Genomic DNA, 22,623 nt, shown 5'->3' on the forward strand with positions numbered 1-22,623 from the left:
CCGCGTCGATCGAGGAGGAACGCGATGAACGGAGCAATTCGATGCGGGCGCTCGTAACGGGCGGCAGCGGCGCACTCGGGCAGGCGATCTGCACGACGCTCGCGCAGGCCGGCCACGAAGTCTGGGTACACGCGAACCGGAATCTCGCGCAGGCGCAAGCCGTCGCGCAGCAGATCGTCGCGGCCGGCGGCATCGCGCGTGCGATCGCATTCGACGTGACCGACGCGGATGCGACGCTCGCTGCGCTCGCACCGTTCGTCGACGACGCGCCGGTGCAGATCCTCGTCAACAACGCGGGCATTCACGACGACGCGCCGATGGCCGGCATGTCGCGCCGGCAATGGCACAGCGTGATCGACGTGACGCTCAACGGTTTTTTCAACGTGACGCAGCCGCTCCTGCTGCCGATGATCCGCACGCGGCGCGGCCGGATCGTCAACATCGCGTCGGTCGCCGGCGTGACCGGCAACCGCGGACAGGTCAACTACGCGGCCGCGAAGGCGGGGCTGATCGGCGCGACGAAGTCGCTGTCGCTGGAGCTCGCGTCGCGCGGCATTACCGTGAACGCGGTCGCGCCCGGCATCATCGAGTCGCCGATGGCGGAACATGCGTTTCCCGCCGAACGGATCAAGCAGCTCGTGCCCGCGCAGCGCGCCGGCCGGCCCGACGAAGTCGCGGCGATGGTCGCGTATCTGGTATCCGATGCGGCCGCCTATGTGACGGGGCAAGTGCTGTCCGTCAACGGCGGCCTCGCATGACGACGCGCGCCGCGTCGGCTTGACGCGAAGCAACGGCGCGCAACGCGGCGCGTGGCCACGATGCCGCGAGCCCGCGCCGCATAGTGAGGAAATCGAAGTGTCAGTGCATCCAGTCGACGCCGAACGGCGAGCGTGTTCCCCGTCGTCCGCCACGCGCGCGGTCGCACACGGACCCGTGGCGGCCACGTCCACCGCGAACGGCGGCAATCGTGCGTTGCGGCTCGTCCAGATCGATCAGGCACGGCTGGCTGCGCTGCTGCACGATGCGCAGCAGCGGGGCGACGCATTCGACCGCGTGTTTCCCGGTGCGCTGGGCGCGGTCTGCATCGGCGCGGCCCGGTCGCCGGCCGATGCGATGGCGCGCGTGCTCGCCGCCGCCGCGCCCGACCTGCCGCTCGCACCGGTGCAGATGGCGCTGCTCGATGCCGGCAGCCATGCACGCGCCGGTGCGGTCTGCGAAATCTGGCAGTGCGACGCGCGCGACCTGCGCAGCGAGCGACGCGGCGCGCTGCAGTACCGCTACAGCGCAACGGCGGGGCTCGTGTTCGGCAGCATCGTCGTGCAGGAAGCGCAGGCAGCGCATGAAGCTCAGGAATCGGCCGATGCGGATCGCGACGGCGGCACGCCGCTCGAGCGCACGACCTACGACGCGTACCGCGCGCTGTTCGACGTACTCGATACGCTCGGCATCCCGCATCCGCTGCGGATCTGGAACACCGTGCCTGCGATCAACGCGCAGCAGTTCGGGATCGAACGCTATCGTCAGTTCAATATCGGCAGGCAGCGCGCGTTCGACGCGTGCCGCCGCGCGCTGACGGGCGGCGTGCCGGCCGCCTGCGCGCTCGGTTCCGTCGTGCCGGTCGCGGGTGACACGCCGCCGGCCGCGCCGCTCGCGATCCATTTCATCGCGAGCCGTGCGCCGGCCGATGCGGTCGAGAACCCGCGCCAGGTCAGCGCGTATCACTACCCGGCGGAGTACGGCCCGCGTGCGCCGACGTTCGCGCGCGCGGCCGCATGGCCGGGCGACGCTGCCGCGCCGCTGCTGTTCGTGTCGGGCACCGCCAGCATCGTCGGGCATCGCACCGTGCATCACGGCGACGTCGTCGCGCAAACGCGCGAGACGCTCGCGAACCTGGCCGCCGTGCTCGAGCAGGCCGCGCGGCAGGGGCACGGCTCGTTCACGCTTGCCGACCTGAGCTACCGCGTCTACGTGCGCGACGCCGGCGATGCCGCGGCGCTCGCCGCGATCGAACGCGCGTTGCGCGATGCGGCCGGCCCCGGCGTGCGGCCGCTGTTCGTCCACGCGGACGTGTGCCGCGACGATCTGCTGGTCGAGATCGAGGCGAGCGCCGGCCATCCGCTGGAGCACCTGTCGTGAAGCGCGCGGGCCTGTCGCTGCGCGAACCGTCGCCGCACGCGGGCGGCGTCGACGAAGCCTGTCGGCCGTCGCCTGCAGGTCATAAACTTTTGTCAGGATCCTCGTCTTCGCAATCGGCCGTTCCCATGTCCACGCTGCAGGCCTCGTCCACCCATCTCGTACTGATTCCGAGCTACAACCCGGGCGTCAAGGTCGACACGACCGTGCGCAACGCCCGCGCGCAGTGGAATCCGGTGTGGGTCGTCGTCGACGGCAGCACCGACGGCAGCGCCGAGCGCCTGCAGGCGATGGCCGGGCGCGACCCCGGGCTGCGCGTGATCGTGCTGCCGGCGAACCGCGGCAAGGGCGCCGCGGTGCTGGCCGGGCTCGATGCCGCAGCCGCGAGCGGCTTCACGCACGTGCTGACGATGGATTCCGACGGCCAGCATCCGGCCGACCTGATTCCCGAATTCATGGCCGCGTCGCAGGCGGCGCCGGATGCGATGGTGCTGGGCCTGCCGAAGTTCGACGCGAGCGCGCCGCAGCTGCGCGTGCAGGGCCGGCGGCTGTCGAACGGATGGGCCGACCTCGAGACGCTGTGGGCCGGGATCGGCGATTCGCTGTACGGCTTTCGCGTGTACCCGGTCGCGCCGCTCGCCGCGATCATGCATCGCCAGCCGTGGATGCGCGGCTTCGACTTCGATCCGGAAGCCGCCGTGCGGCTGTGCTGGGCCGGGGTGCGGCCGATCCGCATCGAAGCGCCGGTGCGCTACTTCGGCGCGCACGAGGGTGGCGTGTCGCATTTCCACTACGGCCGCGACAACGCGCTGCTCGCGTGGATGCACCTGCGGCTGTTCGCCGGTTTCCTGGTGCGGCTGCCGATGCTGGTCGCGCGGCGGCTGACGCGCCGGTCGCGTTCCGCGTTCGGCCGGTCGTCCGGCCGTGGCGATTGATGGCCCGATTGTCATCAATCGGCTGAGCAATCGCGCCGTTCATTCCGTATTTGTCAGTAATCAAGCTGTCATTTGATGTAAACATCTGGTAATTTTCTGCCGGATTATGCAAAATCGCCGCTCCCAAATACAACTACCGAGGGATCCGGGATGCATATCAAGAAAGCGGCGGCCGCGTGCGGCATGGTTTTCCTGTTGAGCGCATGCGGTGGCGTGCAGAATCTCGACGCGAACAGCCTCACGTCGGCGGGGACCAACCTGTTCAAGGCGGCGACGCTGTCGGACAGCGACATCGCGGCACTGTCGAACGACTCGTGCAAGGCGAGCGACGCCGAATCGAAGATCGCCGCGCCGAACAGCGCGTACGCGAAGCGCCTGACGAAGGTGATGAAGGGCTTCGGCGACATGACGCTGAACGGCCAGAAGATCAACTACAAGGTCTACATGACCAAGGACGTCAACGCGTGGGCGATGGGCAACGGCTGCGTGCGCGTGTACAGCGGCCTGATGGACATGATGAACGACGACGAGCTGCGCGGCGTGATCGGCCATGAAATGGGTCACGTCGCGCTGGGTCACTCGAAGAAGGCGATGCAGACCGCCTACGCGGTCAGCGCGGCACGCACCGCGGCCGGCGCGGCATCGCCGGGCGTCGCGGCCCTGACGAGCTCGCAGCTCGGCGACATCACCGAGAAGTTCATCAACGCGCAGTTCTCGCAGACGCAGGAAAGCGCGGCCGACGACTACTCGTTCGACCTGATGAAGCAGAAGAACATGAACCAGAAGGGCCTCGTCACCGCGTTCCAGAAGCTCGCGCAGCTCGATGGCGGCAAGAGCTCGATGATGAGCTCGCACCCGTCGTCGACGAGCCGTGCGCAGCACATCCAGGATCGCATCGCGAAGGGCAGCTGAGCGCCGCCGGATGGCGCCGGCCTCGTCCGGCGCCCGGGATGAACGAAACCCCACGCTCTTGCGGGCGTGGGGTTTTTGTTTTCCGGGGAAGCGGAAAGCGGCCGGAAATCCGCCGGAAAGCGGCCGCGCCGCGTGCTTACGGCACCATCCCCGGCAGCACGTACGCCTGCACGAGCGTGATCAGGCCGACGATCACCGCGAACAGCAGGCTGTGGCGCACGGTGAAGCGGAACAGCTCCGATTCCTTGCCGACCAGCCCCGTTGCCGCGCATGCCACCGCGATCGATTGCGGCGAGATCATCTTCGCGGTCACGCCGCCCGTCGTGTTCGCGGCGACCGCGAGCGTCTCGGGCACGCCGAGCTGGTGCGCGGTCGCTTGCTGCAGCGAGCAGAACAGCGCGTTCGACGACGTGTCCGAGCCGGTCAGGAACACGCCGAGCCAGCCGAGGAACGGCGAGAAGAACGGAAACGCGGCGCCGGTCGCGGCCAGCATCAGCGCGAGCGTCGACGACATCCCCGAGTAGTTCGCGACGAATGCGAACGCGAGCACGAGGCCGATCGACAGGATCGGGCGCGTGAGCTCCTTCAGCGTTTCGCCGAACGTGACGAGCGCGTCGCGCGGTTTCATCCGCAGCAGCGCCATCGAGATCAGTGCGGTCACGAGGATCGCGCTGCCCACCGCCGACACGAGATCGAGCTTCAGCACCGCGTCGAGCGCCTTCGGCGTCGCGGCGATCGGCGCGGTCTTCACGACGAGCTGGTCGAGCCCGGCCACGTGGAACTTGAGGACGGTCGACGCGAGCGCGCCGTGCGCGGCGAACAGCGCCTTGAACGGCGCGATGCTCCACACGGTGACGACGGCCGTCAGGATCAGGAACGGCGACCACGCGCGCACGGTCTGCGCGAGCGAGTACGGCGACGCCTGGCGGCTCGCGCCCGCACCGTTGCCGCCCGCACCGAACCCCGCGAGCGCCGCGCCGCCGCCCGACGCGACGAGGCCGCCGGCCGTCTGCTTCGCGCTGCCCGGTTGCCAGACCTTCAGGAACGCGGCGAGCGAGACGAGGCTGACGAGCGACGACGTGATGTCCGGCAGCTCGGGCCCGATATGGTTCGACGTGAAGTACTGCGTGATCGCGAAGCTGCCGCCGGCGACGAGCGCGGCCGGCCAGGTCTGCCGCACGCCGCGCAGCCCGTCCATCATGAACACGAGCCAGAACGGCACCGCGAGCGACAGCAGCGGCAGCTGGCGGCCGGCCATCGCGCCGATGTGGAACGCGTCGATGCCGGTCACCTGTCCGGCGACGATGATCGGGATGCCCATCGCGCCGAACGCGACCGGCGCGGTGTTTGCAATCAGACACAATCCTGCCGCGTGCAGCGGCCTGAAGCCGAGGCCGACGAGCAGCGCGGCCGTGATCGCGACGGGCGCGCCGAAGCCGGCGGCGCCTTCGAGGAACGCGCCGAACGAGAAGCCGATCAGCAGCATCTGCAGCCGCTGGTCGTCGGTGATCGACAGCACCGACGCGCGGATGATCTCGAACTGGCCGGTCTTCACGACGATCTTGTACAGGAACACCGCCGCGACGATGATCCACGCGATCGGCCACAGGCCGTACGCGAAGCCGAAGCCGGCTGCGGCGAGCGCCTGCGGCACGGGCATGCCGTACGCGAGGATCGCGACGCCGAGCGCCAGCAGCAGCGTGATCGCGGCGGCGACGTGCCCCTTCATCCGCAGTGCGGCGAGCGCGACGAAAAAGAAGATGATCGGGATCGCGGCGACGAACGCCGACAGCCCGAGGCTGCCGAGCGGGGTGTAGATCTGATGCCAAACCTGCATGGTTGTCTCCTCCATGGATTTCTATCGGTACGGGTTTGAAAGCGGGGTGGTCTATTCGGGTTGGCCGCGTGCGCGCAGCAGGTCGGACAGGCTGCGCGGCGCCGGCTCGAGCGGCGTGCGATGCTGGGTCCAGCCCATCTGCTTCGCGGGCGTCAGCGCGCGCAGCCGCGTCGCGCTCCAGCGGAACGCGCGATACGCGCGCGGATGCGCAAACGCGCCGGACCAGAAGCGCCACACGAGGTCTTCCGCGCGGTTGTAGTTCGCGCCCTGGCCGCGCAGCGGATGCGCGACGGGTTCGTCGGGCTTGCGGTTCGCCTCGGTACGCAGCCGCACCAGCAATTGCGGGATCGGAATCCGGACCGGGCACACCTCGCCGCACGCGCCGCACAGCGTCGATGCGGTCGGCAGGTCGGCCGTCGCGTCGAGGCCGAGCAGGTGCGGCGAGATGATCTTGCCGATCGGGCCCGGGTAGGTCGTCCCGTATGCGTGGCCGCCGATCCGCGTATAGACGGGGCAGTGGTTCATGCACGCGCCGCAGCGGATGCATTGCAGCGTCGCGCGCAGCTGCTCGTCGGCGTAGGCCTGCGTGCGGCCGTTGTCGAGCAGCACGAGATGCAGCTCGCGCGGGCCGTCGCGTTCGCCGTCGCGGCGCGGGCCCGAGATCAGGTTGAAGTAGGTCGTGATCGCCTGGCCGGTGGCCGAGCGCGTGAGCAGGCTCGACAGCGGCACGATGTGCTCGAGTTTCTCGACGACCTTCTCGATCCCCATGATCGCGACGTGCGTGTCGGGCACGGTGGTCGACAGCCGGCCGTTGCCCTCGTTCTCGACGAGCCACAGCGTGCCCGTGTCGGCCGCCGCGAAGTTCACGCCGGACAGGCCGATGTCGGCTTCCGCGAACGCGCGGCGCAGCGCGCGCCGGCCGGTCTGGATCAGCTCGTCGACGTCCTCCGTGTAACGCGTGCCCGGGATGTGTTCCTCGAACAGCTCGGCGATGTCGCCGCGCGTCTTGTGGATCGCCGGCATCACGATGTGCGACGGCTTTTCGCCCGCGAGCTGCACGATGAACTCGCCCATGTCGGACTCGATGCAGTCGACGCCGTGATCCGCGAGGTAATGGTTCAGCTCGATTTCCTCGCTCGCCATCGACTTGCCCTTGATCACGCGGCGCGCCTTCTTCGCCTGCGCGATGCCGAGCACGATCGCGTTCGCGTCGGCGGCCGTCTCGGCCCAGTGAACGTGCACGCCGGCCGCGGTGAGCTTCGCCTCCAGCCGCTCGAGCAGCGCGGGCAGTTGCGCGAGCGCGTGCTGGCGCACCGCTTCGCCGAGATCGCGCAGCTGCTGCAGCTCGGTGTCGTCGGGGAACTGGGTCGCGCGCTTGCCTTGCAGGAAATCCATCGCGCCGCGAAAGCTGCGGCGCAGCGCGGGATCGCCGAGCGCGGCGCGCGCGCGGGCCTTGAAGTCGCCGGGGGCGACGAATTGCAGCGGTTGGTCGCTCATCGCGGCAGGTCCTGGCAGGCGGTTGCGGTCGGTTCGGTGACGATCACGACCCAGAGGTTGCGCGGGCCGTGTGCGCCATATGCGAGGGTCTGCTGGATGTCGGAGGTCTTCGACGGGCCCGACACCAGCACGACGTTGGTCGGCATGCCGGCGTGCCAGCGCTCCGCGTGCGCGGCCGCGTGAAGGTCCGCGTGCAGCGTGTTCGCATGCACGAGCGCGACGTGCAGCGGCGGCACCAGCGACACCGTGCGCGGCGTGCCGGCATCGGGCGCGAGCACGACCGTGCCGGTCGCCGCGATGCCCGAGCGCGCAACCGTGAAGCCCGCGTCGATCGTGTCGAACAGCTCGGCTTTCCATGCGTCGATCGGCCGATCGAACGGCACCGGCGCGACCGCGTCGGGCAGCGCCTGCGCGAGGGCCGCGGATTCGGGGCGGGCCGGGTCGAGCAGCAGGCGGCGCACGCCGGCCTCGGCCAGGCGCGCGGCCAGCTGCGCGGGCCATGCGTCGGCGGTGGCGCACCAGACTTCGGCGTGCGACGCGGCGAGCGCGGCCTGCATCGTCTGCGCGAGCGCGCGAGGATCGGACTCGACTGCCGCGCGCCGCGCCGCGTAATGCATGTCGATGCGCGCATCGAGCGCGGGCGCGGCGTCCACGGCGACGCCGGGGGCGGCGGCGCGCAGGCGCGCGAGGATGGCGTCGCGCGCGCTCATTGCGTGTCTCCGCGCAGCGAGCCGGCACCGGCCGTGCGGCGCCACAGGAAGCTCGCGAGATGCTCGACGGGCAGCGCCGCGCCGGCCTTGGTCGCAGCGTGGCCGATGTTCAGCAGGCAGCCACAGTCCGCCGACACGAGCCGGTCGCAGCCCGTCGCGCAGGCCGATGCGACCTTGTCGCGCACCATCGCGCCGGAGATGTCGGGATGCTTCAGCGAGAACGTGCCGCCGAAGCCGCAGCATTCCGATTCGCGTTCATGTTCGATGCGCGTGACGCCCGGCAGCGCGTCGACGAGCGCGACGCCGTGCACGCGTGTGCCCATCTCGCGGCGGGCCGCGCACGACGTGTGCAGCACGACGCGCTCGTCCGGGCCGGCGTTGGCGGTGACGGCGTCGAGCCGCACGTCGAGCACATGGACGAGGAATTCGGCGAGTTCGTAGGTGCGCTCCGCGATCGCGCGTGCCCTCGGGCCGTGCACGGGATCGTCGGCGAACAGGGCGGGCCAATGGTGCCGGATCATGCCCGCGCACGAGCCGGACGGCACGATCACGGGCCACGGCTCGGCGAACAGATCGAATTGCGCGGCCGCGACGCGGCGCGCCTCGTCCGGATTGCCGCTGCTGTAGGCCGGCTGCCCGCAGCAGCTCTGGCCGCGCGGATAGTGGACGGTCAGGCCTTCACGTTCCAGCAGGCGGACCGCGTCGAGCCCGGCTTCGGGGACGAACAGGTCGACCAGGCAGGTCGCGAACAGATAGACGTGCGCGGGGGCGGCGGCGGGGTAGTGCCTTTCGTTCATGTCTCGCTCCAGGGGTGCCGGCCCGGCATGCGAATGCGGGACGACGATTTCGCTGCATAATTCCCGCGACGGCGCCGCAGCTCAAATTGGTTGGGCCAATCGGCGTGACGGGTATTCCGGATGGGGAGACGGCGATGGCGGCGATGACGGCACGGGGCCGGACCGAAGTGGTGATGCGCAAGATCGAGACGGCGCTGCTCGACGGCACGTGGCCGGCCGGCGCGCGGCTGCCGGCCGAGCGCGTGCTCGCGCAGCAGTACGGCGTCGCGCGCAATACGGTGCGCGAGGCGACCCAGCGGCTCGTCGCGCGCGGGCTGCTGCAGAGCCGGCGCGGCGCGGGCGTCTACGTGACGGACCAGTTGCGCGCGGGCATCGCGTCGCCGTGGGGCCAACTGGTTGCCGACCATCCGGCGCTGCGCGACGACATACTCGAGTTTCGCCGCGTGCTCGAAGGCGCGACCGCGTATTTCGCCGCGCTGCGCGCCGACGCGCACGACCGGCGCCGGATCCGCGCGCTGCTGCGCGAGCTCGAGACCGCGCACGCGAACGACGACGCGGCCCTCGAGGCGTCGGCCGACGCGAAGCTGCACGAGGCGATCGCGCTCGCGTCGCACAACACGATGTTCCTGCACCTGCACACGAGCGTGCTCGGGATGCTGCGCGAGCACATCTCGATCAACGTCGCGGGGATGACCACGCACGACGAGCAGGCATCGGAGTTGCTGCTGCAGCAGCACCGGGTGGTCTGCGACGCGATCTGCGCGCACCGGCCCGAGGAGGCGCGCACGGCGATGCAGACCCATATCGACTACGTGCGCAGCCACTTCGAGCGAAGCGACGACGCGCCGTGAGATTGGTTGGACCATGGGCGCGGCGGGTCCGCCTGGCGGTCGAATCCGAGGACGCCCGCCGGGCGCGGTTCAGGGCCGCGGCCGCGCGCGGCATGCGTGGCGGCTCGGCGCCGCATGCGCCGGGCGCACGATTGACCGGTTCATCGGGCGCCCCCTAGAATCGATTGAACCCGCCCGTCAGCCGCGCGCCGCGGCGATTGCGGACCCGTTGATCCGCCTGTCGAGGGAGTTTCCGTGCTCACGTCCTTGATCCGGTGCGCGCCGGCCGCATTGTCGTTGCGCGCCGTCGGCCGCCCGGCCTGCGCGCTCGCCGTGTGCGCGCTGCTGTCGCTGGCCACCGCCTGCGCGACGCATCCGCCCGCCACCACGCTCGATCGTCCCGTCTCGCACGCGTTGCCGACCGATACCGCGACGCCGTTGCGCGCCGCGCTGGCCGCGCCGGAAGCCGCGCATCCGGGGCAGTCGGGCTTCCGGCTGCTGCCCGACGGCGCGACCGCGCTGCAGATGCGCATCGCGCTCGCACGCGCGGCGACGAAGACGCTCGACATGCAGTACTACATCGCGACCGAGGACACGACCGGCAAGCTGCTGCTGGGCGCGGCGCTGTATGCGGCCGATCGCGGCGTGCGCGTGCGGATGCTGGTCGACGACCTGAACTTCCACGACATCGATCGCGTCATGGCCGCGCTGAACACGCACACGAACATCGAGATTCGCGTGTTCAATCCGTTCGGCGCGTCGCAATACGGGATGGTCGAGCGCACGGCCAACTACTTCACGCGGATCGACAGCTTCACGCGGCGGATGCACAACAAGGCGATGATCGCGGACAACCAGCTCGCGATCGTCGGCGGCCGCAATCTCGGCGACGAATACTTCAGTGCGAGCCCGACGTTGCAGTTTCGCGATCTCGACGTGCTCGCCGCGGGCCCCGTGACGAACGATGTCTCGAAGAGCTTCGACGGCTACTGGGCGAGCGCGAGCAGCTATCCGTTGCGCGTGCTGAATCATCAGACGTTCGCTCCGAAGGATCTCGACGCGATGCGCGACGAGCTGCGCGACCACTGGCGCAAGAATGCCGACCCGTACAACGCGAAGCCGCTGAACGCGACACCGCTCGCGCAGCAGATCGCGCGCGACCAGCTCGCGCTCGTGTGGGCGCCGGCCGAATTCAAGGTCGATGCGCCGACCAAGGTCGCGCAGCCGACCGATGCATACGTGAGCCCGCCGATGCAGCGCCTCGTCGAACTGATGCGCGGCGCGCAGAAGGAATTCCTCGCGTTTTCGCCGTACTTCGTTCCGCACGATGCCGGCGTGAAGATCCTCGGCGACACGGTCGGGCGCGGCGTGCGCGTCGCGATCGTGACGAATTCGCTCGCGGCGACCGACGCGGTCGCGGTGCAGGCCGGCTACGCGCCGTACCGCGTGCCGTTGCTTGAGCGCGGCGTCGAGCTGTACGAGTTCAAGGCACAGCCGGGCCAGCAGTCCGCGCGGCTGTTCGGCTCGCGCTCGCGTGCGAGCCTGCACGCGAAGGCGTACGTGATCGACCGGCACATCCTGGTGATCGGCTCGCTGAATCTCGACCCGCGCTCGGCGCACCTCAACACCGAGCTCGCGCTCGTGATCCACAGCCCGGTGCTCGCGCAGCAGGCCGCGGAGATCTTCGCACGGGTGACGCAGCCTGATGAAAGCTATCGCGTCACGCTCGTGAAGCAAATGGACGGCGGGCCGCCGGCACTCGAATGGACGGGCGTCGACGGCGGCCAGTCGACCCTCTATCACGTCGATCCGCATGCCGGGCTGCTGCGCAACGTGATGACCGGCCTTTTCATGCTGCTGCCGGTCGACGACCAGTTGTAAGGGCCGGAACGGCTCGGGCCAAACCCGCGATACCGGTGCGCGGGGAAAGGTGATATGGTTGTGCGCGCAACGATATGCGTATCGTGAAGGGTGCCGCCGGACGGCTCGCGCAATGCGGGCGGAAGCGGTGCCGAACGACGCGCCGCACGCGCCATGTGCGCCAAGCACGCCGCGTGCGCCGCCAGGAGACGAGGGACGATACGCGCGCCGCCCGCGCGGCCGCGCAAGCCCGCAACCGGAGTGCCCCATGCAACGTGTACCCAACCAGCCGTTCACGCGTCCCGCCCGTTTTTCCGAAATCGAGTGGCAGGCGCGCGTGCAGCTCGCGGCCGCCTACCGGATCTTCGACCATCTCGGCTGGACCGAGCTGATCTACAACCATATCTCGCTGCGCGTGCCGGGCGAGGACGGTCATTTCCTGATCAATCCGTTCGGGCTCCATTACCGCGAGGTGTGCGCGTCGAACCTCGTGAAGATCGACCTCGACGGCAATGTGATCGGCCATTCCGACTGGCCGATCAATCCGGCCGGCTTCACCTTCCACAGCGCGATTCATGCGGCGCTGCCCGACGCGCACTGCGTGATGCACGTGCATACGACGCCGACGATGGCCGTGTGCTGCTCGCGCGACGGGCTGTCGTTCTCGAACTTCTATTCGGCGCAGCTGTACGGGAAGATCGCGTATCACGATTTCGAGGGCATCACCGTGCATCTCGAGGAAGGGCGGCGCATCGTCGAGAGCGCCGGCGGGCGGCCCGTGCTGCTGCTGCGCAACCACGGGCCCGTGACGATCGGCGCGACGCTCGCGCAGACCTTCTCGTTGATGTGGCTGCTCAATCGTGCGTGCGAGGTGCAGGTCGCGACCCATGCGATCGGCGATGCACTGCCGATCGCGCCGCCGGTGCTGGAGGGCTGCGTGCGCGATTCGCTGAATTTCGATCCGAAGCATGGTGCGGGGCAGGACGCGTTCGACGCGTTGCAGCGCATCGTCGATCGCATCGATCCCGGCTATCGCGCGTGAGGCGCGGTGCCGGCGCGATGCCGGGCTAGACCGCCGCGGCGAAATCGATTCGCGACGCTTGATGGTGAGCGCAGCGGAAGGTGCCGGACGATGCCCGTATGCCATGCGGCACGCGCAAAAAAAAACGCGGCCGGATGGCCGCGTGAATACTCGCAGACTCCTTCGGACGAAGGAAACAAGCAACTGTGAGACGAAGTGTAGCGAAAGGCCGCGCGCAGATTCAGGGCGCGTGCTGCAAAGGTCTCTTCCAGGTTCCGTCAGGCTGGCGCGCGACGCGCGGGCTGCCGGATCGGCGGCGATCGACTACCATCATGGAGCGTCCCCCGGCCGGGTGGCGTACCACGTCGTACAAGGAGAATTCATGCCGAAGCTGCGTTTGCTCCAGGTGGCGTTGCTCGCGGGCGTGCTGGCCGCCGGCAGCGCCGCCGCCGAAACGGTGCGCCTGTCCGCCAACCTGCAGCCGTCGAGCGAAGTGCCGCCCACCGCGACCAAGGGCGCCGGCGCCGTCGATGCGACCTACGACACGGCCAGCCACCTGCTGCAGTGGACGGTGACTTACGAACACCTCACGGGGCCGGCGACCGCCGCGCACTTCCACGGGCCCGCGCCGGTCGGCCAGAACGCCGGCGTGCAGGTGCCGATCCCGAAGGACGAGCTCGCGAGCCCGATCAAGGGATCGAAAGCGCTCACCGACGCGCAGGTGACCGACCTGATGAGCGGCAAGTGGTACTTCAACGTGCACACGAAGGAGCATCCGGCCGGCGAGATCCGCGGCCAGGTGATGCCGGCGAACTGAGGCAGGCGAACCTAGGCCGGCAAACCGAGGCTGGCGTTTGATGTAGAGGCTCCCGTCGAGCGGCGCGGCAACGATCGCACGTACCATCGTGACACTGCGATGACGGAGTAGGTTCGATGAGTTGGCAAAGCAAGTTCGCGTGCTGGCTGCTGCGCCGGCAGTTTCGTCCCGAGACCACGCGCCCGGTGCTCGATCCCGCCCGCGCGCGGCGCTTCACCGACCTCAGAACGGTCGTGCCGCGTCGCGCGCCGTCGGGCTACCGGCTGCGCGAATGCTACCGTCCCGGCGACGCGCCGCTGCGGGGCGAATGGCTCGAACGCACCGATGCGCTCGGCGCGCGCGGGCCCGGCCGCACGTTGCTGTACTTCCACGGCGGCGGCTACTACTTCTGTTCGACGAAAACCCATCGGCCGCTCGTGTTCGGCCTCACCAAGCGCGCGGGCGTGCGCTCGTTCTCGCTCGATTACCGGCTCGCACCCGAGAGCCGCTTCCCGGCCGCGCTCGACGACGCGCTGGCCGCGTACCGGCAATTGCTCGCGCTCGGCACGCCGCCCGAGTCGATTGTGTTCGGCGGCGATTCCGCGGGCGGCGGCCTCGCGCTTGCGACGCTCGTCGCGCTGCGCGATCGTGGCGAACCGTTGCCGGCCGGCGCGATCCTGTTCTCGCCCTGGACCGACCTGGCCGGCACCGGCGCGACGATGCGCAGCAACGACGGCCTCGACCCGATGTTCGCGGCCGCGGCGCTGCCGAAGGCGGCGCAACTGTATCTGGGCGACGCATCGGCGACGCATCCGTACGCGTCGCCGCTCTATGCGGACTTCACCGGGCTGCCGCCGCTCTTCATCCAGGCCGGCAGCACCGAGGTGCTGCTCGACGACGCGCGCCGCGTCGCCGACAGCGCGAAAGCGGCCGGCGTGCCGGTGGAGATCGAGGTGTGGCCCGACATGCCGCACGTGTGGCAGCTGTACACGCCGATGGTGCCGGAGTCGCGCGCCGCGCTCGACCGGGCGGCCGCGTTCCTGCGCCGCGTCGCGGTCGAGCGGGCGGTTCAGCGCGCGGGCGAGCCGTCGATCGCCTGATACGCGGCCTGTACCGCCACCGAGCCGTACTTGCGCTCGAGCCGGCGCACGGTGAAGTGGCCGTGCGCCATCTGCTGGAAGTGGTCGATGAACAGCGTGTTGACGGTCGCGCCGAGCACCGCGCCGATCGCCGGGATCGACTTCGCGGCCATCTGCTCGGTGACCTGCACCGAGAAGCGTGATGCCACCGTCTGCACGAGCTTGAATACCGCCGCCGAGCTGTGCGCGGCGATCCCTTTCGTCGTGATGTCCGACGACGCCTTCGAAATCGCCTGCGCGAGCGCGCCGCGCAGCACGAAATAGCCGAGATCGGCGTCCTCTTCCCGCTTGTCCGGGTTGCCGCCCATGCCGAGCACGGCCAGGCACTGCAGCTGCGTGTCCACCGAGCCCAGGTCCTCGCCCTCGCTGCGCGCGATGTCGCATACCGAGCGGAAGATCAGCGTGGTCGTGACCGGCAGCTCGACCGGCAGCGCGAGGAAGCCGAACGCGCCGCCCGCCGCGCCGGTCGTCGCGACCGCGAGCTTGTGCAGCAGGTTGCTCGGCTTGTCCGGCTCGGCATCGGGCGTCTGCGGCTTGCCGAGCGTGCGCAGCGCGATGTTCAGGCACTTGCGCAGCGCAAGCTGCGTCGCGTCGTTGATCTTGCCGGTCGCGAAGTCCGGCAGCCGCGCGATCATCTTCTCGACCGGCGCGCCCAGCACGCCGGTCAGCTTCATCGTCAGCGACGGGCTTTCCAGCACCTGTTTCGCGCGTCGCAACGCATCCTGGTCTTCCGGCGACAGCGTCGCGGCAGGCGTGATTGAAATCGGTTCCATCTTTCTCCTTGATGGTGGGGAACGGGCCCCGCACCTTCGCCGGCCTAGATTACTCCGCCGTGCTAGAATTTTGAGATTGTTTGACTCGTCAAAAGTTGCATCAACAAAAAATGGCCGTCCATACTGCCGCCCACCATTCGAGCGGGCAAGTCCTGCCGTTCCGCGAATCGCTGCTGGCGATGATCGGGATCTCGTTCGTCACCATGCTCGTCGCGCTCGACCAGACGGTCGTCGGCACCGCGTTGCCGACCATCGTCGCCGAGTTGAGGGGTTTCGACCTGTACGCGTGGGTCGCGACCTCGTACCTGCTCAGTTCCGTGATCACCGTGCCGATCTTCGGCCGCCTCGGCGACTACTACGGCCGTAAGTGGTTCGTGATCGCGTCGATCGTCGTGTTCACCGGCGCATCGGTGCTGTGCGGGATGGCCAACGACATGCTGTTCCTGGTGCTCGCGCGCGGCCTGCAGGGGATCGGCGGCGGGATGCTGGTCGGTACCGCGTTCGCGTGCATTCCCGATTTGTTCCCCGATTCCGTCGTGCGGTTGCGCTGGCAGGTGCTGATGAGCTCCGCGTTCGGCATCGCGAACGCGGTCGGACCGTCGCTCGGCGGGATCCTGACCCAGTCGTTCGGCTGGCGCTCGGTGTTCTACGTCAACCTGCCGGTCGGCCTGCTGTCGCTGTTCTTCGTGTGGCGCTACCTGCCGCACCTGCGGCACGTCGAGCACGACCGCAAGATGCGGCTCGACTGGCCCGGCGCGCTGCTGATCGCGGTCTCGCTCGGTGCGCTGCAGCTGTTCGTCGAATGGCTGCCGAAGTACGGCGTGATGAGCTGGGCCTCGCTGCTGCTGGTCGTCGCGGTCGGCGCCGGCATCGGCTTGTGGCATTGGGAAAAGCGCTGCGCGCAGCCGATTCTGCCGTTCGACATGTTCGGCAACCGCGCGCTGTCGGCGCTGTTCGTGCTCGCGATCCTGGCCGGCTTCTCGATGTTCTCGCTCTTGTTCTACGCGCCGCTGCTGTTCCAGGGCGGCTTCGGGATGTCGCCGAAGGCGGCGGGGCTCGTGATCACGCCGCTCGTCGTGTTCATCACGATCGGCAGCATCATGAACGGCCGCGTCGTCACGCGCATCCGCAATCCGAACGCGATGCTGCACGTCGGTTTCGTGCTGTTCGCGATCGCATGCGCGGGCATCGTCGTGTCGACGCACACGACGCCGACCTGGATGCTGATGGCGCTGATGGTCGCGGGCGGTATCGGCCTCGGCTTCGTGCTGCCGAACCTCACCGTGTTCGCGCAGCAGACGGCCGGCCGCGAGCACCTCGGCATCGCGACCGCGCTGCTGCAGTCGCTGCGCATGGTCGGCGGGATGATCGGCACCGCGCTCACGGGCACGCTGGTCAACCAGATGTATTCGAGCGGTGTGCGCGACGCGCTGTCGGGCGAGCACGCGCTGCAGTGGCACGCGCAGCTCGCCGATCCGCAGATCCTGATCGACCGCGCCGCGCAAGGCGGTCTGGTCGCGGAGCTGACCCGCGCCGGGCATAATGGCGCGCTGCTGCTGGAAACGGCCCGCGAATCGCTGGTCGGCGCGATTCACCTGGGTGTCGCGATGGCGGCCGTCGTCGCCGTGGTGTCGGTGTGGCAGTCCCGCCGCGTGCCGCCGATCGCGCTGCGGCACAAGATCGAGCCGCATGTCGCGGCCGATTGAACGATTCACCGATTGAACGAGTAGGCATCAGCGCATGGAAGAACAGGACCGCGTCGCGATCTTGCAGCAATTCGGACGCACGTATCGCGCGTTCATGACCGCGTTCGAAACGCACGTCGGGCAGCCGATGCCGCGCTGGCGCATCATGGTCGCGCTGCACACGATGGACGGGCATTCGTCGCAGAAGAAGCTCGTCGAGGTGCTGCGCATCGATCCGGGCGCGCTCACGCGCCAGTTGAAGTCGCTCGACGCGCTCGGCTGGATCGAGCGCGCGTCCGATGCGCGCGACAACCGCGTGACCAACGTCACGCTGACCGCCGAGGGCCGCGCCGCGTTCGACGCGTGCCTGCCGCGCCGCAAGGCGTTCCTCGACCAGACGATGGCGCAACTGCCGGACGACGTGCTGACCGCCCTGTCGGGCGCGCTGGCGATGCTGGAGTCGCGGATTGCGGATGTCGGCTCGACGCCGGCATCGCACTGAAGGGCGGTGCGGAAGCGGCGCGACGGGATGCGCCCCGTCGGCCGGTCTTGATCGGCGCGGCATGCGGGCTGCGCGAACCCGCCGCCGGCCGGCGTTTCACTTCAATTCATTCCACCTCGTTCACAGCTCGATGCGCGTGCCGAGCAGCGCGAGGAACTGCGCGAGCCACGCCGGATGCGCGGGCCACGCGGGCGCGGTGACGAACGGCGCGTCGGTCACGGCCGCGTCGACCGGGATGTCCGCATACTCGCCGCCCGCGAGCTTTACTTCGGGCGCGCAGGCCGGGTAGGCCGAGATGCGCTTGCCGCGGATCACGTCGGCGGCCGCGAGCAGCTGCGCCGCATGGCAGATCGCGGCGATCGGCTTGCCGGCTTCGGCGAACGCGCGCACCAGCGCGATCACCTTCGCGTCGAGACGCAGGTATTCCGGCGCGCGGCCGCCCGCGATCGCGAGCGCGTCGTAGCCCGCCGCATCGACGTCGTCGAACGTCGCGTTCAGCGTGAAATTGTGGCCGGGCTTCTCGGTGTAGGTCTGGTCGCCCTCGAAATCGTGGATCGCGGTCTTGACCTTGTCGCCCGCGCGCTTGCCCGGGCAGACTGCATCGACGTGATGGCCGACGGCCTGCAGCGCCTGGAACGGCACCATCGTTTCGTAGTCTTCGGCGAAATCACCGGTCAGGAACAGGATCTTCTTCGCGGCCATGGCTTTCTCCATTGAACAGCGTTGAGGGGCCGTTCGCGCCGGGCGCGGCAGGCATGCGCTGCGGCGCCGAAGCAGCCCCGAGGACGAAAGCGCAGTGTACTCCGGCAGATTGAAGCGCGCGTGACGGCCGCCCCGCGCTGCGGTGGGGCGGCGAGGCGGCGCGATGGCGCGCCAGGCGTCAGAAGAAGGTTTCGACGACTTCCGTCACGCGGAACTGCGGATCGAGCACGAGCAGCTGGCGCCACTTGTCGAACGTCAGGCACGGATGCGAGATATCGAACGCGACCATGTCGCCGACCTTCACGTCCGCGCCCGGCGGGATCTGCAGGTACGCGTGCTGGTCCATCATCCCGGTGACGGCCCAGCCTTCGCTCGCGGCGACGTCGCGCGGCGCGCTGTCGCGACCCGGGCGGAAGTGGCGCGCCGGCTCGGGCAGGCCCGCGTCGAACGCCGCGTCGCGCTTGCCGAGCGCGATGATCGCGCGGTCGGCTTCCGGCACCGATTGCACGTACGCCCACAGCTGCAGCGCCGGCAGCAGCCCTTCGCCCATCCTGCGGGCGATCGGGTTCCGCGCGAACACGTCGGTCTGCGCCTTCTTGTAGATGCCGACGTCGTGCGTCAGGTAGCAGCCCGGACGCAGCACGACTTCCGCGAAACCGTCATCGGACGCCTTCGCGAATTCCTCCGCGACCACGTCGTACCACGCCGAGCCGGCACCCGACAGGATCGCCGGCGTGCGCGCGAAGCGGCCGGCTTCGGCCAGCTCGCGCGTGAACGCGACCGCGTCCTGCAGGAACGCGCGGATCTCGCCTTCCTCCTTCAGCACGCCTTCGTAGAGTTCGATGCCGGCCAGCTTCAGCGTGTCCGGATAGCGCGCGATCGCATCGAGCACGGCGGTGCGCTGCGCGGCGTCGCGCACGCCCGCGCGGCCGCCCGGCACGCCGAGCTCGATCAGCACGTTCAGCGTTTTCTTCGCTTCGCCGAAGAAGCGGCCGAGCTGGTCGACGCTGTCGGCCGAATCGACGAGGCAGAAGAACTCGAAGTCGGGATCGGACAGCAGCCCCGCGATGATCGTCATGTTCTGGCGGCCGACCAGCTGGTTCGCGAGCAGCACGCGGCGCACGCCGCCGTGATACGCGGCCTGCGTCTGGTGCGCGGTCGCGAGCGTGATGCCCCACGCGCCGGCGGCGAGCTGGCGGCGGAACAGTTGCGGCGCCATCGTCGTCTTGCCGTGCGGCGCGAACTGCGCGCCGTACTGCTGGACGAACGCCTGCATCCAGTTCAGATTGTGTTCGATGCGATCCTCATACAGCACCGCTGCCGGCAGGCTGACGTCTTCCGCGAGCAGGTTCCACTCGAGGCGGCCTGCGTCGTCGAGCGGCACGCTCGCGCTCGGCAGGTTGCCGAGGCCCTTGCCCAACGGATTGATTGTCGGTTCCTGATAGTTTGTAACTTTCATGTCATCCCGCTCCATCATCACTATGCATTGCACTGAAGTTGACATGCAGATGGTACAGAAAGTAGCATCGGCGCGGTGATGTTATTTAGTAACATAAAGCGCCATACCCTTTTCCGCAGATGAATTCGTCCGCCACTCCGTCCGTTCCGTTCACCGCCGAGCAACCGGTTGCCCAGCCGGTCCTCGACATCGTCGCGCGGATCGCCGAATGCGCGCCCGAGCTGCGCGAGGCCGAACGCAAGGTCGCGGCCTTCATCCTCGCCGATCTCGCGCGCGCCGCGCATGCGAGCATCGGCGCGCTCGCGCGCGACGCGGAAGTCAGCGTCGCGACGGTCACGCGGTTCGCGAAGGCCGTCGGCTGCCGCGACGTGCGCGAACTGAAGGTGCTCGTCGCGCAGGCGGCGGCGGTCGGCCAGCGCTTTCTCGTGCCGTCCGGCGAGCCTGCGGAAGCGGACGCGAGCCCGGCATCGGTCGTCTACGACGAGATCCGCGTCGCGCTCGCGCACAACCACCAGCTGCTGCGCAACACGTCGTTCGATGCCGCGGCCGATCTCCTCGCCGGCGCGAAGATGGTCTACGTGTACGGGCAGGGCGGCGGCTCGACCGCGCTCGCCGACGAACTGCGCTTCCGGCTCGTGCGCTTCGGGCGGCCGGTCGCGAGCTACCAGGACAGCCTGCTGCAGCGGATGGTATCGGCGACGCTGTCGCGCGACACCGTGGTCGTCGCGCTGTCGGTGAGCGGGCGCGTGCCCGAGCTGCTCGAGAGCTGCCGCCTCGCGAAGCGCTACGGCGCGAAGCTGATCGCGATCACCGCGCCGGCTTCGCCGCTCGCGAAGCTCGCCGACCACCTGATCCCGGTCGTCGCGTTCGAAACCGATTTCATCTACAAGCCTTCGACATCGCGCTACGCGATGATGATGGCGATCGACGTGCTCGTCACCGGAGTCGCGCTGCGGCTCGGCGATGCGGGCCGAGAATCGCTGCGCCGCATCAAGCATGCGCTCGATGCGCACCGCGGCGGCGGAGACCGTCAACCGGTAGGAGACTGACCATGCATTCGCATCCCGAAGCCGCCGATACGCTGATCGTCGGCGCGCAGCTGTACGACGGCACGGGCGCACCGCCCGTCACGCGCGACGTCGCGATCCGCAACGGCGTGATCGCGGCGATCGGCAACCTGTCGAACTGGCTTGCCGAGACCGTCGTCGATGCGAACGGCCGCGCGCTCGCGCCGGGCTTCGTCGACGTGCACACGCACGACGACACGCACGTGATCCGCGCGCCGCAGATGCTGCCGAAGATCTCGCAAGGCGTGACGACCGTGATCGTCGGCAACTGCGGGATCAGCGCGTCGCCGGTGACGCTCGCGGGCGATCCGCCCGACCCGATGAACCTGCTCGGCGATCGCGACGCGTTCCGCTATCCGACCTTCGCTGCCTACGTCGCGGCCGTCAACGACGCGCGTCCGGCCGTGAACGTCGCGGCGCTCGTCGGGCACACCGCGCTGCGCAACAACCAGATGGACCGCCTCGACCGCGCGGCGACCGACGGCGAAATCGCCGGGATGCGCACGCAACTCGAGGAAGCGCTCGCGAACGGCGCGCTCGGGCTGTCGTCGGGCCTTGCGTACGGCTCCGCGTTCGCGGCGCCGGCCGAGGAAGTGATGGCGCTCGCCGAGCCGCTCGCGAACGCGGGCGCGCTCTACACGACGCACATGCGCACCGAATTCGACGCGATCCTCGACGCGATGGACGAGGCGTACCGCGTCGGCCGTCACGCGCAGGTGCCGGTCGTGATCTCGCACCTGAAGTGCGCAGGCCCGTCGAACTGGGGGCGCAGCACCGAGGTGCTCGCGTCGCTCGAAGGCGCGCGCCGCTACCAGCCGGTCGGCTGCGACTGCTATCCGTACAGCCGCAGTTCGTCGACGCTCGACCTGAAGCAGGTGACGGGCGACATCGACATCACGATCACGTGGTCGGAGCCGCATCCGGAAGTCGCGGGCAAGCTGCTGAAGGCGATCGCGGCCGACTGGGGCGTGACCGAGCAGGAGGCCGCGCAGCGGATCCGCCCGGCCGGCGCCGTGTACCACAACATGTCCGAGGACGACGTGCGCCGCATCCTGTCGCATCCGGCGACGATGGTCGGCTCGGATGGCCTGCCGAACGATCCGCTGCCGCACCCGCGGCTGTGGGGCGCGTTCCCGCGCGTGCTCGGGCACTACGTGCGCGACACGAACCTGCTGCCGCTCGAGGAGGCGATCCGCAAGATGACGTCGCTGTCCGCGCGCCGCTACGGGATCGCGCGGCGCGGCGAGGTGCACGTCGGCTACCACGCGGATCTCGTGCTGTTCGATCCGGCGCGCGTGATCGATGCGGCGACGTTCGAGAAGCCGCAACAGCCCGCGCACGGGATCGACGCGGTGTGGGTGAACGGCGTGCTGACCTACGAGAACGGCCAGCCGACCGGCGAGCGCGCCGGCGGTTTCGTCGCGCGCGGCGAGCGCGTGGCGGCGAGTGCCGACGCCGCGTTCTGAACGCGGTCCTGATCCGATTTGCCGCGTGCGCCATGCCGGCGCGCGCATCCGCAACCGTGTGTTGCATGGGACCGGCGCCGGCGCTTGCGCGCCGAGGCCGGTCGACCAACCAGGAGTGAAACGATGAAGCGATATGGCGTGGGCGAAGCGAAGGGTACCGGCGGGCAGGTGATGCCGTTTGCACGCGCGGTCGAGGCCGACGGCTGGCTGTACGTGTCGGGCCAGACGCCGATGGTGAACGGCGAGGTCGTCGAAGGCGGGATCGTCACGCAGTCGAAGCAGACGATCGAGAACGTGATCGCGATCCTGAAGGAAGCCGGCTACGGCCTCGAGCACGTCGTGCGCTGCGGCGTGTGGCTCGACGACGCACGCGATTTCGCGTCGTTCAACAAGGTGTTCGTGTCGTACTTCGGCGAGCATCCGCCGGCACGCGCGTGCGTGCAGTCGAGCATGGTCATCGATTGCAAGGTCGAGGTCGATTGCATCGCTTACAAGCCGCCGG

General features: G+C 69.2%; 21 protein-coding genes. 14 read left to right on the plus strand and 7 right to left on the minus strand.

Going from position 1 to position 22,623, the window contains the following annotated elements; translation table 11 throughout:
* The first annotated feature begins 41 nt into the window (after window positions 1–41).
* From fabG to DIE16_RS33685, 4 genes are all read left to right on the plus strand, one after another.
* Window positions 42–758, plus strand: a complete 717-nt coding sequence (fabG, locus tag DIE16_RS33670) for a 3-oxoacyl-ACP reductase FabG (RefSeq protein WP_124894239.1) — start codon at window positions 42–44, stop codon at window positions 756–758.
* A gap of 97 nt (window positions 759–855) precedes the next feature.
* Window positions 856–2,136: an endoribonuclease L-PSP gene (locus tag DIE16_RS33675; protein ID WP_124894240.1), complete on the plus strand. Its 1,281-nt coding sequence runs from the start codon at window positions 856–858 to the stop codon at window positions 2,134–2,136.
* Between the two features lie 125 nt (window positions 2,137–2,261).
* Complete coding sequence (locus DIE16_RS33680) at window positions 2,262–3,068, plus strand: glycosyltransferase family 2 protein (RefSeq protein ID WP_124894241.1); 807 nt, start codon at window positions 2,262–2,264, stop codon at window positions 3,066–3,068.
* Window positions 3,069–3,218: 150 nt separating this feature from the next.
* Window positions 3,219–3,980: a M48 family metalloprotease gene (locus tag DIE16_RS33685; protein ID WP_124894242.1), complete on the plus strand. Its 762-nt coding sequence runs from the start codon at window positions 3,219–3,221 to the stop codon at window positions 3,978–3,980.
* A 136-nt stretch (window positions 3,981–4,116) separates the two neighbouring features.
* On the opposite strand, the gene DIE16_RS33690 is transcribed toward DIE16_RS33685, so the two are convergent.
* Genes DIE16_RS33690 through DIE16_RS33705 form a run of 4 tightly spaced genes read right to left on the minus strand, consistent with a single transcriptional unit; the run spans window position 4,117 to window position 8,821 of the window.
* The gene (locus DIE16_RS33690; RefSeq protein ID WP_124894243.1) at window positions 4,117–5,817 is read right to left on the minus strand and encodes a lactate permease LctP family transporter; all 1,701 of its coding nucleotides are present in this window, start codon (window positions 5,815–5,817) and stop codon (window positions 4,117–4,119) included.
* Between the two features lie 51 nt (window positions 5,818–5,868).
* Window positions 5,869–7,314, minus strand: coding sequence for a LutB/LldF family L-lactate oxidation iron-sulfur protein (locus DIE16_RS33695; protein WP_124894244.1), 1,446 nt, complete (start codon window positions 7,312–7,314; stop codon window positions 5,869–5,871).
* Window positions 7,311–8,024 carry an LUD domain-containing protein gene (locus DIE16_RS33700; RefSeq protein ID WP_124894245.1) on the minus strand — a complete coding sequence of 238 codons (714 nt, stop codon included), beginning with the start codon at window positions 8,022–8,024 and terminating at the stop codon, window positions 7,311–7,313. Before DIE16_RS33700 ends, DIE16_RS33695 begins: the two co-directional genes overlap by 4 nt.
* A complete protein-coding gene (locus DIE16_RS33705; protein ID WP_124894246.1) occupies window positions 8,021–8,821 on the minus strand; it encodes a (Fe-S)-binding protein in 801 nt (266 codons plus the stop codon). Before DIE16_RS33705 ends, DIE16_RS33700 begins: the two co-directional genes overlap by 4 nt.
* Window positions 8,822–8,955: 134 nt before the next feature.
* Here DIE16_RS33705 and DIE16_RS33710 point away from each other — a divergent pair, with 134 nt between their 5' ends.
* The 5 genes from DIE16_RS33710 (at window position 8,956) to DIE16_RS33730 (ending at window position 14,428) form a co-directional block, all read left to right on the plus strand.
* On the plus strand, window positions 8,956–9,672 hold the full coding sequence (locus tag DIE16_RS33710) for a FadR/GntR family transcriptional regulator (protein ID WP_124488590.1): 717 nt from the start codon (window positions 8,956–8,958) through the stop codon (window positions 9,670–9,672).
* Between the two features lie 234 nt (window positions 9,673–9,906).
* Window positions 9,907–11,532, plus strand: coding sequence for a phospholipase D family protein (locus DIE16_RS33715; protein WP_124488591.1), 1,626 nt, complete (start codon window positions 9,907–9,909; stop codon window positions 11,530–11,532).
* A 247-nt stretch (window positions 11,533–11,779) separates the two neighbouring features.
* The gene (locus DIE16_RS33720) at window positions 11,780–12,553 is read left to right on the plus strand and encodes a class II aldolase/adducin family protein (RefSeq protein WP_124521025.1); all 774 of its coding nucleotides are present in this window, start codon (window positions 11,780–11,782) and stop codon (window positions 12,551–12,553) included.
* Window positions 12,554–12,914: 361 nt separating this feature from the next.
* Window positions 12,915–13,349, plus strand: a complete 435-nt coding sequence (locus tag DIE16_RS33725; protein ID WP_044848607.1) for a CHRD domain-containing protein — start codon at window positions 12,915–12,917, stop codon at window positions 13,347–13,349.
* 116 nt (window positions 13,350–13,465) lie between these two features.
* A complete protein-coding gene (locus tag DIE16_RS33730) occupies window positions 13,466–14,428 on the plus strand; it encodes an alpha/beta hydrolase (RefSeq protein WP_124488593.1) in 963 nt (320 codons plus the stop codon).
* On the opposite strand, the gene DIE16_RS33735 is transcribed toward DIE16_RS33730, so the two are convergent.
* The gene (locus DIE16_RS33735; protein WP_044848597.1) at window positions 14,398–15,240 is read right to left on the minus strand and encodes an EcsC family protein; all 843 of its coding nucleotides are present in this window, start codon (window positions 15,238–15,240) and stop codon (window positions 14,398–14,400) included. The two genes, DIE16_RS33730 and DIE16_RS33735, sit on opposite strands and share 31 nt — an antisense overlap.
* Before the next feature lie 110 nt (window positions 15,241–15,350).
* Here DIE16_RS33735 and DIE16_RS33740 point away from each other — a divergent pair, with 110 nt between their 5' ends.
* Window positions 15,351–16,946 carry an MDR family MFS transporter gene (locus DIE16_RS33740; RefSeq protein WP_124521029.1) on the plus strand — a complete coding sequence of 532 codons (1,596 nt, stop codon included), beginning with the start codon at window positions 15,351–15,353 and terminating at the stop codon, window positions 16,944–16,946.
* Between the two features lie 34 nt (window positions 16,947–16,980).
* Entirely contained in the window at window positions 16,981–17,427 is a 447-nt protein-coding gene (locus tag DIE16_RS33745; RefSeq protein WP_124521030.1) for a MarR family winged helix-turn-helix transcriptional regulator, read from the plus strand.
* Between the two features lie 120 nt (window positions 17,428–17,547).
* Here the strand turns inward: DIE16_RS33745 and DIE16_RS33750 are convergent, their stop codons facing one another.
* On the minus strand, window positions 17,548–18,129 hold the full coding sequence (locus tag DIE16_RS33750) for a DJ-1/PfpI family protein (RefSeq protein WP_044848600.1): 582 nt from the start codon (window positions 18,127–18,129) through the stop codon (window positions 17,548–17,550).
* Window positions 18,130–18,307: 178 nt separating this feature from the next.
* Window positions 18,308–19,588: an amino acid deaminase gene (locus DIE16_RS33755; RefSeq protein ID WP_124521032.1), complete on the minus strand. Its 1,281-nt coding sequence runs from the start codon at window positions 19,586–19,588 to the stop codon at window positions 18,308–18,310.
* Between the two features lie 119 nt (window positions 19,589–19,707).
* On the opposite strand from DIE16_RS33755, the gene DIE16_RS33760 reads away from it, so the two are divergent.
* From DIE16_RS33760 to DIE16_RS33770, 3 genes are all read left to right on the plus strand, one after another.
* Entirely contained in the window at window positions 19,708–20,637 is a 930-nt protein-coding gene (locus tag DIE16_RS33760) for a MurR/RpiR family transcriptional regulator (protein ID WP_124521034.1), read from the plus strand.
* Window positions 20,638–20,639: 2 nt separating this feature from the next.
* Window positions 20,640–22,121: an amidohydrolase family protein gene (locus DIE16_RS33765; RefSeq protein WP_124488597.1), complete on the plus strand. Its 1,482-nt coding sequence runs from the start codon at window positions 20,640–20,642 to the stop codon at window positions 22,119–22,121.
* Window positions 22,122–22,244: 123 nt separating this feature from the next.
* A partial coding sequence (locus DIE16_RS33770) for a RidA family protein (RefSeq protein ID WP_148093549.1) occupies window positions 22,245–22,623 on the plus strand: 379 nt, incomplete at its 3' end.

Origin of the sequence: Burkholderia sp. Bp9090 (assembly GCF_003857985.1) — a bacterium.
GTDB lineage: Bacteria > Pseudomonadota > Gammaproteobacteria > Burkholderiales > Burkholderiaceae > Burkholderia.